Origin of the sequence: Thauera sp. WH-1, assembly GCF_047806685.1 — a bacterium.
Classification (GTDB): domain Bacteria; phylum Pseudomonadota; class Gammaproteobacteria; order Burkholderiales; family Rhodocyclaceae; genus Thauera.
On record NZ_JBLQGP010000015.1, the window covers coordinates 37,667 to 49,585 of the forward strand.

The 11,919-nt window shown below is 66.1% G+C and carries 10 protein-coding genes; 7 read left to right on the forward strand and 3 right to left on the reverse strand.

What is annotated here, in order from left to right; translation table 11 throughout:
- The first annotated feature begins 47 nt into the window (after window positions 1–47).
- The 6 genes from htpG (at window position 48) to ACMV5O_RS14740 (ending at window position 7,022) form a co-directional block, all read left to right on the forward strand.
- Window positions 48–1,985, forward strand: a complete 1,938-nt coding sequence (gene htpG, locus ACMV5O_RS14715; RefSeq protein WP_416164160.1) for a molecular chaperone HtpG — start codon at window positions 48–50, stop codon at window positions 1,983–1,985.
- 327 nt (window positions 1,986–2,312) lie between these two features.
- Window positions 2,313–3,080 carry an ABC transporter ATP-binding protein gene (locus tag ACMV5O_RS14720; RefSeq protein WP_416164161.1) on the forward strand — a complete coding sequence of 256 codons (768 nt, stop codon included), beginning with the start codon at window positions 2,313–2,315 and terminating at the stop codon, window positions 3,078–3,080.
- An 18-nt stretch (window positions 3,081–3,098) separates the two neighbouring features.
- Window positions 3,099–3,821, forward strand: a complete 723-nt coding sequence (locus ACMV5O_RS14725; protein WP_416164162.1) for an ABC transporter ATP-binding protein — start codon at window positions 3,099–3,101, stop codon at window positions 3,819–3,821.
- A 60-nt stretch (window positions 3,822–3,881) separates the two neighbouring features.
- Window positions 3,882–5,096 carry an ABC transporter substrate-binding protein gene (locus ACMV5O_RS14730; protein ID WP_416164163.1) on the forward strand — a complete coding sequence of 405 codons (1,215 nt, stop codon included), beginning with the start codon at window positions 3,882–3,884 and terminating at the stop codon, window positions 5,094–5,096.
- Between the two features lie 69 nt (window positions 5,097–5,165).
- Complete coding sequence (locus ACMV5O_RS14735) at window positions 5,166–6,047, forward strand: branched-chain amino acid ABC transporter permease (protein WP_416164164.1); 882 nt, start codon at window positions 5,166–5,168, stop codon at window positions 6,045–6,047.
- Window positions 6,048–6,071: 24 nt separating this feature from the next.
- Entirely contained in the window at window positions 6,072–7,022 is a 951-nt protein-coding gene (locus ACMV5O_RS14740; protein WP_416164165.1) for a branched-chain amino acid ABC transporter permease, read from the forward strand.
- A 4-nt stretch (window positions 7,023–7,026) separates the two neighbouring features.
- On the opposite strand, the gene ACMV5O_RS14745 is transcribed toward ACMV5O_RS14740, so the two are convergent.
- Window positions 7,027–8,526 carry a chloride channel protein gene (locus ACMV5O_RS14745; RefSeq protein WP_416164166.1) on the reverse strand — a complete coding sequence of 500 codons (1,500 nt, stop codon included), beginning with the start codon at window positions 8,524–8,526 and terminating at the stop codon, window positions 7,027–7,029.
- A gap of 184 nt (window positions 8,527–8,710) precedes the next feature.
- Between ACMV5O_RS14745 and ACMV5O_RS14750 the strand changes: the two genes are divergently transcribed.
- Window positions 8,711–9,214 carry a MarR family winged helix-turn-helix transcriptional regulator gene (locus ACMV5O_RS14750; RefSeq protein WP_324540339.1) on the forward strand — a complete coding sequence of 168 codons (504 nt, stop codon included), beginning with the start codon at window positions 8,711–8,713 and terminating at the stop codon, window positions 9,212–9,214.
- A gap of 110 nt (window positions 9,215–9,324) precedes the next feature.
- On the opposite strand, the gene ACMV5O_RS14755 is transcribed toward ACMV5O_RS14750, so the two are convergent.
- On the reverse strand, window positions 9,325–10,503 hold the full coding sequence (locus ACMV5O_RS14755; protein WP_416164167.1) for a vWA domain-containing protein: 1,179 nt from the start codon (window positions 10,501–10,503) through the stop codon (window positions 9,325–9,327).
- Between the two features lie 30 nt (window positions 10,504–10,533).
- Complete coding sequence (locus tag ACMV5O_RS14760; RefSeq protein ID WP_416164168.1) at window positions 10,534–11,907, reverse strand: EAL and HDOD domain-containing protein; 1,374 nt, start codon at window positions 11,905–11,907, stop codon at window positions 10,534–10,536.
- Between the last annotated feature and the right edge of the window lie 12 nt (window positions 11,908–11,919).

The following is an 11,919-nucleotide window of genomic DNA, read 5'->3' on the forward strand; positions in this document are numbered from 1 at the left end:
CAGTTGGGGCTTCGTCAGCATAAACAGTCAGACGGAGCCCCAGCGACATGTCCGAAACCAACACCGCACCCTCCCAGACCCTGAACTTCCAGGCCGAGGTGAAGCAACTGCTTCACCTGATGATCCACTCGCTGTATTCGAACCGTGAGATCTTCCTGCGCGAACTCGTCTCCAACGCGTCCGATGCCTGCGACAAGCTGCGCTTCGAGGCGCTCGACAATGGCGCGTTGTACGAAGGCGATCCCGAACTGAAGATCCGTATCGGCTTTGACGCCGAGGCGAAGACCATCACCATCGCCGACAACGGCATCGGCATGAGCCGCGACGAGGCGATCGCCCATCTTGGTACCATCGCCAAGTCGGGCACGCGCGAGTTCTTCGGCCAGCTCACCGGCGACCAGAAGAAGGACGCCAACCTGATCGGCCAGTTCGGCGTGGGTTTTTACTCTGCCTTCCTCGTCGCCGACCGCGTCACCGTGCTTACCCGCCGCGCCGGCCTGGCCGCCGGCGAGGGGGTGAAGTGGGAATGCTCGATGGCGGGCGATGAGGCCGGCGCCTACACCGTGGCGCAGGCCGACAAGGCTGGCCGCGGCACCGAGATCACCCTGCACCTGCGTGAGGGGCAGGAAGACCTGCTGTCGTCGTGGAAGCTCAAGAGCCTGATCCGCAAGTACTCCGACCACATCGTGCAGCCGATCGTGATGAAGAAGGAGGAGTGGGACGAGGAGCGCAAGGCCCAGGTGCTGACCGACGAGGACGAGACGGTCAACCAGGCCAATGCGCTGTGGACACGCGCCAAGAACGACATCACCGAAGACGAGTACAAGGGCTTTTACAAGCACGTCGCGCACGACTTCGAGGACCCGCTGGCGTGGACCCACTCGCGCGTCGAAGGCCGCCACGAATACACCAACCTGCTCTACATCCCCAAGAACGCGCCCTTCGACCTGTGGGACCGCAACGCCCGTCACGGCATCAAGCTCTACGTGAAGCGCGTGTTCATCATGGACGACGCGGAGAAGCTGATGCCGACCTACCTGCGCTTCGTGCGCGGCGTGGTCGATTCGGCGGACCTGCCGCTCAACGTGTCGCGCGAGATCCTGCAGGAAAGCAAGGACATCGACACCATCCGCTCGGGCTGCACGAAGAAGGTGCTGACCCTGCTCGAGAGCCTCGCGAACAGCGACGAGGCCGCCGACAAGGACAAGTACGCCGAGTTCTGGAAGGCCTTCGGCAAGGTGCTCAAGGAAGGTGTGGGCGAGGACTTCGCCAACAAGGAGAAGATCGCCGGCCTGCTGCGCTTCGCCTCGACCAAGCTCGATACCGCGGACGAGGTGGTGTCGCTCGCCGACTACATCGCGCGCATGAAGGACGGCCAGGACAAGATCTACTTCGTCACCGCCGAGACCTTCAACGCGGCGAAGAACAGCCCGCACCTCGAGGTCTTCCGCAAGAAGGGCATCGAAGTGTTGTTGTTGTCCGATCGCGTCGATGAATGGGTCACCGGTAATCTCGCCGAGTTCGACGGCAAGCCGCTGGTGTCGGTGGCCAAGGGCGGGCTCGACCTGGGCGCGCTGGAGGACGAGGCCGAGAAGCAGGAAGCCGAGAAGGCTGCCGACGAGTACAAGGAGCTGCTCGACAAGATGAAGGCGAGCCTGGGCGAGCGCGTCAAGGACGTCAAGGTGACCCTGCGCCTGACCGACTCGCCTGCCTGCCTGGTGGCCGACGAGCACGACCTCGGCATGAACCTGGCGCGCATCCTGAAGGCGGCGGGCCAGAACGCACCGGTCTCCAAGCCCATCCTCGAGATCAACCCCAGCCACCCGGCGGTGCTGCGCCTGAAGTACGAGGACAAGCACTTCGACGACTGGGCCGCGGTGCTGTTCGACCAGGCCCTGCTGGCCGAGGGCGGCACGCTCGACGATCCGGCCACTTTCGTCAAGCGCATCAACCAGTTGATGATGGCGATGAGCGGCAGTCACTGAGCATCCGGCGCCTGCCCGCGGGCAGGCGCCGCGGTCACCGGCATGGGGCGCCCGCAGTGCATGCGGGCGCCCCATTTTTGTGCGCGCACGGGACTGCCCGCGCCTTGATCCGCGTCACATATCAGGCCGCGCTCATATCGGGGCAAACCGCAGGTTGACGCTATTCGCGGGTGCCGCAAGACTCGGGGCAGAACAAGCACAAGTTCCTGTGGGGAGACACGCGTGCGCCCGCATGCCCATTTGCCAGCATCCACGCAGCATCCTGCCGTAGCCGCCTTGTCATCTTCCTGGACCATCCTGTCGCCTGCCGAACGGAGGCCGTGAGCGATGAGCGACTACATTCTTGAAACCCGTGGCCTGACGAAGGAGTTCAAGGGCTTCGTCGCCGTCGCGGACGTCGATCTCAAGGTGCAGAAGGGCCACATCCACGCCCTGATCGGCCCCAACGGTGCCGGCAAGACCACCGTCTTCAACCTGCTCACCAAGTTCCTGCCGCCGACCGCGGGTGAGATCCTGTTCGAGGGCAAGGACATCACGCGCGAAGCGCCGGCGGTGACCGCGCGCCGCGGCATGGTGCGCTCGTTCCAGATCTCGGCCACCTTCCCGCACCTGACCGTGCTCGAGAACGTGCGCATCGGCCTGCAGCGCAAGCTCGGCACCGAGTTCCACTTCTGGCGCTCGGCGAAGTCGCTCGACGTGCTCAACGACGAGGCCATGGCCCTGCTCGAATCGGTGGACCTGACCCAGTTCGCCGACACCCTCACCGCCGAGATGCCCTACGGGCGCAAGCGCGCGCTCGAGATCGCGACCACGCTGGCGCTCGAGCCGCGCATGATGCTGCTCGACGAGCCGACCCAGGGCATGGGCAACGAGGACATCAGCCGCGTCGTCGCCCTCATTCGCAAGGTGTCGGCCAATCGCACCATCCTGATGGTCGAGCACAACCTGTCGGTGGTTGCCGACCTGTGCGATCGCATCACCGTGCTGACCCGCGGCAGCGTGCTCGCCGAGGGCACTTATGCCGAAGTGTCGAAGAACCCGAAGGTGCTCGAGGCCTACGTCGGTTCGGACGACATGAGCGACGCTCACCACTGATCCTCCTTCCGGACCGCCATGACCAGTGCCTTCAATCCTCATCCGGAGATGCTCCGGATCCACGACCTGCACGCCTTTTACGGCGAGTCGCACATCCTGCACGGCATCGACCTGCAGGTGGCGCGCGGCGAATGCGTGACCCTGCTCGGGCGCAACGGCTCGGGGCGCTCGACCACCCTCAAGTCGGTGCTCGGACTGGTCGGCCGCCGCAGCGGCTCGATCATGGTCAACGGCCGCGAGGTCATCGGCGAGCCCACCCACCGCATGGCGCGCTATGGCATCGGTTACGTGCCCGAGGAGCGCGCGATCTTCGCCTCGCTCAGCGCCGAGGAGAACCTCACCCTGCCGCCCCAGGTGGCGAGCGGCGGCATGTCGATCGACGAGATCTACCGCATGTTCCCCAACCTGCTCGAGCGTCGCACCAGCCCGGGCTCGAAGCTGTCGGGGGGCGAGCAGCAGATGCTGGCGATGGCGCGCGTGCTGCGCACCGGGGCCAAGCTGCTGCTGCTCGACGAGATCACCGAGGGTCTGGCGCCGGTGATCGTCAAGAAGCTCGGCGAGGTCATCGTCGAGCTCAAGTCACGCGGCTTCACCATCGTCATGGTCGAGCAGAACTTCCGCTTTGCCGCGCCGCTCGCCGACCGCCACTACGTGCTCGAGCACGGCGAGATCATTGCCACCATCACCGCGGCAGAGCTGCCCGGGAAGATGGACTGGCTGCACCAGACGCTCGGGGTCTGAAACGACGCGACGACTCCACGCGTAATTTCATCAAAACCAAACTCAGGACGGAGACACACGATGGCGATGAAGAAACTGACCACCCTGGCTTGCGCAGCGGCCTTCGCAACCCTTTCCGGCGCTGCCCAGGCGCAGATCTCCGGGGGCACGGTGAAGATCGGCGTACTGACCGACATGTCGGGCACGTACTCCGACCTCGCTGGCGCCGGCGCGGTGCTGGCGACCCAGATGGCGATCGAGGACTTCATCGCCGAGGCCAAGCCCGAGTTCAAGGTCGAGATGGTGTCCGCCGACCACCAGAACAAGGCCGACATTGCCTCCAACAAGGCGCGTGAATGGTTCGAGCGCGAGGGCGTCGACACCGCGACCGAGCTGGTCACGACCTCGACCGCGCTGGCGGTGATGAAGATCGCCAAGGAGATGAACCGCGTCGCGCTGATGAGCGGCCCGGCCTCCACGCCGATCACCAACGAGCAGTGCAACGACGTCACCGTGCATTACACCTACGACACCTATGCGCTCGCCAACGGCACGGCGAAGGCGGTGACCCAGCAGGGCGGCGACACCTGGTTCTTCCTCACCGCCGACTACGCCTTCGGCCAGGCGCTGGAGAAGGACTCTTCGGCGGTGGTGACGGCCAATGGCGGCAAGGTGCTGGGCTCGGTGCGCCATCCCTTCCCGGCGTCCGACTTCTCGTCCTTCCTGCTGCAGGCGCAGGCCTCTGGCGCCAAGATCATTGGTCTCGCCAACGCCGGCGCGGATACCACCAACGCGATCAAGCAGGCGGCCGAGTTCGGCGTCACGCCCAAGCAGTCGCTGGCGGGCCTGCTGATGTTCATCTCCGACGTCCATTCGCTGGGCCTGAACAACACCCGGGGCATGTACCTGACCACCGGCTTCTACTGGGACCTCGACGAGGACACGCGGGCCTGGTCGAAGCGCTTCTTCGACAAGCAAAAGCGCATGCCGACCATGGTCCAGGCCGGCCAGTACTCGTCGGTGCTGCACTACCTGCGCGCGGTGAAGGCCGCCGGCACGGACGAGGCGGGCAAGGTGATGGCGCAGATGAAGGCGACGCCGATCAACGACTTCTTCGCCAAGAACGGCCGCATCCGCGAGGATGGCCGCATGGTGCACGACATGTATCTGGCCCAGGTGAAGAGCCCGGACGAGTCAAAGTACCCGTGGGACTACTACCACATCCGCCAGACCATCCCCGCGGAAGAGGCCTTCCAGCCGCTGTCCGAGTCGCGCTGCCCGCTGGTCAAGAAGTGAGCTGATCGCCTTTCGGTCCGGTAATCGTGTCGCTCCGGGGCGCGGGTCGCCCCGGAGCGGGAGTCGCACATGGAAATCTTCGGTGTTCCCAGCGCGCTGCTTGGCAGCCAGCTGCTGATCGGCCTGATCAACGGTTCGTTCTACGCCATCCTGAGCCTTGGCCTGGCGATCATCTTCGGTCTGCTCAACATCATCAACTTCACGCATGGCGCGCAGTACATGATGGGCGCCTTCGTGGCGTGGATCGCACTCAACAAGTTCGGCATCAACTACTGGGTCGCGCTGCTGCTCGCGCCCGTGGTGATCGGCGCGCTCGGCGTCGTGATCGAGCGCACCATGCTGCGCAAGCTCTACAAGCTCGACCATCTGTATGGCCTGCTGCTCACCTTCGGCCTCGCGTTGATCTTCGAGGGCGTGTTCCGCGACCAGTACGGTATCTCGGGCCAGTCCTACCCGGTGCCGGAGCTGCTGCAGGGCGGGGTCAACCTCGGCTTCATGTTCCTGCCCATCTACCGGGGCTGGGTGGTGGTCGCAGCGCTGACCGTGTGCTTTGCGACCTGGTTCATCATCGAGAAGACCAAGCTCGGGGCCTACCTGCGCGCTGGCACCGAGAACCCGCAGATCGTGCAGGCGCTGGGCATCAACGTCCCGCTGCTGATCACCTTCACCTATGGCTTTGGTGTTGCGTTGGCGGCCTTTGCCGGCGTGCTCGCAGCGCCGATCTACCAGGTCAGCCCGCTGATGGGCTCCAACCTGATCATTGTCGTGTTCGCGGTCGTCGTCATCGGCGGCATGGGCTCGATCATGGGCTCCATCCTCACCGGCCTCGGTCTCGGCCTGATCGAGGGGCTCACCAGGGTGTTCTATCCCGAGGCCTCGGCCGTGGTCGTGTTCGTGATCATGGTGATCGTGCTGCTGGTGCGACCCGCCGGCCTGTTCGGCAAGGCCTGACGCTGCGAAAGAGGTGAATCGTTCATGACCAACAATTCGATGTTCTCCCGCGCCACGCCCTACCTGTTCGCGGCCCTGTTCGTGATCGGCCTGATCGCGCCGTTCACGATGTACCCGACCTTCCTGATGAAGATCCTGTGCTTCGGGCTGTTCGCCTGTGCGTTCAACCTGCTGCTGGGTTTCGCCGGCCTGCTGTCCTTCGGTCACGCCGCCTTCCTCGGTAGCGCGGGCTACGTCTGCGGCATGCTGGTGCGCGACGTGGGTGTGACGCCCGAGCTTGGCATCCTCGGCGGTACCCTGGCCGCGGGTCTGCTGGGCTGGGTGTTCGGCGTGCTGGCGATCCGGCGCACTGGCATCTACTTCGCGATGATCACGCTCGCGCTGTCGCAGATGGTGTATTTCATCGTGCTGCAGTGGAAAGCGACCGGGGGCGAGGACGGCCTGCAGGGCGTGCCCCGCGGCCATCTGTTCGGCATCATCGACCTGTCGAACAACATCGCCATGTACTACCTGGTGTTCGCCGTGTTCTGCATCGGCTTCTTCATCATCTACCGCGCCATCAACTCGCCCTTCGGCCAGATCCTGAAGGCAATCCGCGAGAACGAGCCGCGCGCGGTCTCGCTCGGCTACGACGTCGCCCGCTTCAAGCTGCTGGCCTTCGTGCTGTCGGCCTCGCTCGCCGGCATGGCGGGGGCGACCAAGACGCTGGTGTTCCAGCTCGCCTCACTCACCGATGTGCATTGGCACATGTCGGGCGAGGTCGTGCTGATGACCCTGCTCGGCGGGCTTGGCACGGTGCTTGGGCCGCTCGTCGGCGCGGCCACCATCGTGTCGCTGCAGACCGAGCTCGCCGACCGCGTCGGCTCCTGGGTGACGGTGATCATGGGCGTGATCTTCGTTGTCTGCGTGCTGCTGTTCCGGCGCGGCATCGTCGGCGAACTGCAGGCGCTGATCCAGCGCGCGGGCATTCGCTGAGGCCTTAGCTCGGCGGCGGTCGCTGTTCCGTGGTGGTCGGGCCGGGCGCATCCGGTCTGACTTCGGGCGCCGGCTCTGTCGCCGGCGCCGACGCATTCTCGAGTGCTGCGGCCTGTGGCATGGGCGGCGCGCTGGCGGGCTTCAGCCGCTTTTCGGCACGTCGCAGCCAAGGATGGGCGAGGGCGTGATAGAGCGGTACCGGCGCGACCGAGCGCGACACGCCGTGCGCGACCACCGCGGTCGCCATCAGCGGCAGCAGCATCTGGTGGTTGGCGGTCATCTCCATGACGATGACGAAGGAGGTGATCGGCGTCTGCGTCATTGCCGCCAGGAAGGCGACCATGCCCAGCACCAGGATGGCGGGATCGGACTCACCGGGCAGCAGCAGCGCGATGTCCGAGCCCAGCCCGGCCCCCACCGCCAGCGCGGGGGCGAAAATGCCGCCGGGGATGCGCGAGATGAAGGCGAGCCAGATCACCGCCATCTTCATCACCATGAAGGCTGCGGGCAGCGCGGTGCTGCCTTCGAGCGCGGCCTTGGACTCGGCATAGCCCGTGCCGTAGGTGAGCCCGCCGCTTGCCAGGCCGATGATGCCGGTCGCCAGGCCACAGGCAGCGGCGAAGGCCACCGGACGCTCCAGGGCAAAGACGCCGACGCGCCCGGGCAGGCCGCGCGAGGAGGCGATCAGCAGACGCGAGAATCCGCCTCCGAGCAGTCCGCCCGCCACCCCGCAGGCCAGCACCGGCCAGATGCCGTCGGGCCAGCCGATGCTCGCCAGGGTGCGGCCGAAGTAGGTGTAGTTGCCCAATACCGCAAGCGAGATCAGACCGGCGAAGATGACCGCGGTGAGGGTGGTGCTGTTGGCGCGGAAGGCGCGATGGCGGCACATCTCCTCGATCGCGAACATGATGCCGCCGAGCGGGGTGTTGAAGGCCGCCGCCACGCCCGCGCCACTGCCGGCGATGATGAGGTCGCGGCTCGAGGCGATGCGACGACGGCGCTTGCGGCTCGCCAGCATGTGCATGATCGAGGCGCCGATCTGCACCGATGGTCCCTCACGGCCGATGGAGGCGCCCGACAGCAGGCCACCGAGGGTGAGAAAGACCTTGGCGATGGCGATGCGGAAGGACAGCAACTGCTTGCGCACGCGGCCGTCGTCCGACATCGAGGCCGCTATGGCCTGCGGGATGCCGCTGCCCTCGGTGCCCGGGAACAGGCGTCGCGATACCCAGGCCAGCGCGGCGAAGCCGACCGGTGCGATGACCAGGCTCAGCCAGGGGCGCTCGCGCATCAGGCCGGCGTGGGTCGCGATCGCCAGTTCGGCGCCGATCGCGAAGGCGATCGCGATCAGCCCGGCCAGCAATGCCGCACCGACCAGCAACAGGCGCACCCGCCAGCGCCGCAGCGACAGCCACGGCAGCGCGTAGCGCCGGCTTCCGCGCGCCAGGCGGCGCAAACTCCAGCGCGAGGAGGAAGGGGGTTCGGGGCTTTGCTCGGCGCTCATCGGGCTCTCTGTTGCGATGCGTGGGACGCTGCCTGCCTGCATTCGCGCGGCCGCGCACGCGCCAATATTGTGCCGTGCTGCACATGCGAAAAGTGAACGATATCGCTACCATACGCCCAGCGGCAGCGAGTGATGTTTTTTTGACAATGATGGTTTGAGCAAATATAGTTCCGGCGAGATTCGAATGGCAGAAACGCAACAGAAACCGAAGAAGCCGGCAGCCCCGGTGACCCCCTTGTCCGTGCTTCAGCGCTTCAGAATCCTGATCCGTACCGCCCAGCGGCATTCGCAGTGGATCGAGCGCCAGAGCGGCGTGACCGGCGCCCAGCTCTGGGCCCTGCAGGAGCTGAGCGAGAGCGCGGGCTTGCGGGTCGGCGAGCTCGCCAACCGCATGGCATTGCACCAGTCGACCACCTCCAACATGGTCGACCGACTGGAGACGGCGGGCCTGCTGCGCAAGGAGCGCACCAGCGCTGACCAGCGCGTGGTGCGCCTGTATCTCACCGAGGAAGGCTCGGCACTGCTTGCACGCGCACCGTCGCCGGCGCGGGGCGTGCTTCCCGAGGCGCTGCGCCTGATGGACGAGGAAGGTCTGCAAAGCCTGCAGAGTGAACTCGACAAGCTGCTGCGCCAGATCAAGAACCTCGATGAGGGGTTCGGCATGCAGCCCCTGCCATTTACCGAATGAGCGACGCGCCGCCGAACACGGGCGGAGTGTCCCGACCGTGTTCTACACAGTGCCCTGCATTTGTGCGGACAGCAGCTTGAGCGGCCCAGAAGGCCGCTTTTTTTTTGTGCTCAGTGCCGGCGTGACAAGCCCTGCATCGCGCGCGACAGCCCATCCAGCGTCATCGGGTACATGCGTCCGCCGACGAGCTGGTGGATGAGTTCGATCGACTTGCGGTAGGCCCACAGCCGCTCGGGCTCGGGATTGAGCCACGCGGCGGCCGGATAGGCGTCGAGCAGCCGGCGCAGCCAGGTGGCACCCGGCTCGGCGTTCATGTGCTCGACCGAACCGTGCGGATGAAGGATCTCGTAGGGGCTCATGGTCGCATCGCCGACGAAGATCAGCTTGTAGTCGGCGCCGTACTTGTGGATCACGTCCAGCACCGGCGTGCGCTCGGTGTGGCGGCGGCGGTTGTCGCGCCACACCCCTTCGTACACGCAGTTGTGGAAGTAGAAGTACTCGAGGTGCTTGAACTCCAGCCTGCATGCCGAGAACAGTTCCTCGCACACCTTGATGTGGTCGTCCATCGACCCGCCGACGTCGAGGAAGAGCAGGACCTTGACCGCATTGTGGCGCTCAGGGCGCATCATCAGGTCGAGCCAGCCGGCATTGCGCGCCGTTGCAGCGATCGTGCCGTCGAGGTCCAGCTCCTCGGCCGCGCCCTGCCGTGCGAAACGACGCAGCCGGCGCAGTGCGACCTTGATGTTGCGCGTGCCCAGCTCGACCGCATCGTCGAGGTTGCGGAACTCGCGCTTGTCCCACACCTTGACCGCCGTGCGATTGCCTGCCGAATCGCCGCCCACGCGGATGCCCTCGGGGTGGGTGCCGTTGTTGCCGAAGGGCGAGCTGCCACCGGTGCCGATCCACTTGCTGCCCCCCTGGTGGCGACCTTTCTGCTCCTCGAGGCGCTTGCGAAACGTCTCCATCAGCTTGTCCCAGCCGAGCTTCTCGAGCTTGGCCTGCTCCTCGGGGCTGAGGTGCTTCCTCGCCATCGCCCGCAACCAGTCCGCGGGTAGCTCGACGTCGAGACCGGGCAGCTCGCTGACCCCCTTGAAGTACTCGCCGAAGGCCTGGTCGAAGCGGTCGTAGAGCGACTCATCCTTGATCAGGCAGGTGCGCGCGTAATAGTAGAACTCGTCGATCGAGGGGCCGCACACGTGCGCGCGCAAGCCCTCGAGCACGGTCAGGAACTCGCGTGTGGACACCGGCAGTTTGCGCGCCTTGAGATGCAGGAAAAAGTCAATCAGCATCGTCGTCCTCGCCGTGGTCGTGGTCCATGACTAGTCCTGCACCTGCATGGCCCACGACAGCGCCTGCATGTGGCATTCGGAAGCCTGCCCGGGCTCGATGCCGGCGCGCTCGGCCGCAGTGCGCATTGCCTCGCCGTCCGCGCGCTCGCAGGCGATGGCGAGCTCGAGCAGGGGGAAGAGCGGGCCGCGGCTGCTGCGCAGTGCGGCATCGATGTCCGGACTCAGCGCCAGCGGGGCGAGCGCCTTGTCGAGCGGGACCTGCAGGATGACGTCGATCAGCGACAGCAGCCCGACCAGGAACAGCGAATCGCGCTCGGCCGCCGCTCGTCCCTCGCCGAGCAGCTCCATCATGCGGCCACGTACGAGCGCCGTCTCCAGGGCTGCGCCGCCGCGCTCGTTGTGGCTGTCGGCACTGCAGACAAGCAGGATCAGCCAGCGGTAGAGCTTCTCGCGGCCGAGCAGGGTAATGGCGTTCTCGATCGACGACACGCGTTGCGGCAAGGCATTGGCGGCCGAGTTGATGTAGCGCAGCAGGCGCAGCGACAGCGCGGCGTCCTGCTTGAGCAGCTCGGCCAGCTCGCGCGAGTCGGCATCGCCGCGCAGGCGGGCGATCAGGGTGCCGATGCGCACCGTGTTGGGGCCGAGTTCGCGTTCGCGCCAGTCCTCGCGACTGGTGATGAAAGGGCCCTGGAACAGGTTGGCGCCAAGCTTGTAGCAGAAGCGGAACTCGTCGATCGAGGGCAGGCCGCGGACGACCAGGCGTGCATTGGGCGCCACCTCGAGTGCGATGTTGCTCAGGCGCAGGCCGTGGCGGGCATCCAGCCCCTGGGCGTGGGCGATGATGAAATCGGCAAACGGCAGCAGGGGGGCGAATTCGCTGACCACATCCGGGTCAAGCACGCCGAGCCGGAATCCGCGGGCGCGCAGCGCCTCGATCGTGGCGCGCAAGCTGTCGCAGTCGGGGGCGCCGGGGTCGGCATGGGCGGTGGGCACCAGGACCAGGTTCTTGGCCGGCAGGAGCGACAGGCAGGGGTCGGACAGGAAGGAGTCCGGGACGTCGATGAAGGCGAGGCGATGGCCGAGCAGTTCGCCGATATCGGCATTGACCAGGCTGCGCACCAGCACCTCGGCATAGACATGGTGCACCTTGCGGCTGCTGTGGCGGATGCGTGCACGCGTGCCCTCCTGCAGCATGAACTGGTAGCCGGCGATGCGCTGGTTGCGCCCGAGCACGGCCTCGCGGCACAGGAAGGTGACGAGCCTGTCCGGGCTCAGGTCGGGCGAGGCTTCGGTGCGCAGGGGGGCATTGCGGTTGAGCTGCGCAAAGCCCTCGGCATCCGCCGTTGGCGCGGCCGGCGCCGTGCGCGTGCGACCGAACAGCCAGGCGAGGAAAGCTTTGAACATCAGGCGCCTTGC

Coding starts and splice junctions, on each gene's coding strand:
- ACMV5O_RS14725 (WP_416164162.1), top strand. CDS start 3,099: ATGACCAGTGCCTTCAATCCTCATCCGGAGATGCTCCGGATCCACGAC.
- htpG (WP_416164160.1), top strand. CDS start 48: ATGTCCGAAACCAACACCGCACCCTCCCAGACCCTGAACTTCCAGGCC.
- ACMV5O_RS14750 (WP_324540339.1), top strand. CDS start 8,711: ATGGCAGAAACGCAACAGAAACCGAAGAAGCCGGCAGCCCCGGTGACC.
- ACMV5O_RS14745 (WP_416164166.1), bottom strand. CDS start 8,526: ATGAGCGCCGAGCAAAGCCCCGAACCCCCTTCCTCCTCGCGCTGGAGT.
- ACMV5O_RS14760 (WP_416164168.1), bottom strand. CDS start 11,907: ATGTTCAAAGCTTTCCTCGCCTGGCTGTTCGGTCGCACGCGCACGGCG.
- ACMV5O_RS14730 (WP_416164163.1), top strand. CDS start 3,882: ATGGCGATGAAGAAACTGACCACCCTGGCTTGCGCAGCGGCCTTCGCA.
- ACMV5O_RS14720 (WP_416164161.1), top strand. CDS start 2,313: ATGAGCGACTACATTCTTGAAACCCGTGGCCTGACGAAGGAGTTCAAG.
- ACMV5O_RS14735 (WP_416164164.1), top strand. CDS start 5,166: ATGGAAATCTTCGGTGTTCCCAGCGCGCTGCTTGGCAGCCAGCTGCTG.
- ACMV5O_RS14740 (WP_416164165.1), top strand. CDS start 6,072: ATGACCAACAATTCGATGTTCTCCCGCGCCACGCCCTACCTGTTCGCG.
- ACMV5O_RS14755 (WP_416164167.1), bottom strand. CDS start 10,503: ATGCTGATTGACTTTTTCCTGCATCTCAAGGCGCGCAAACTGCCGGTG.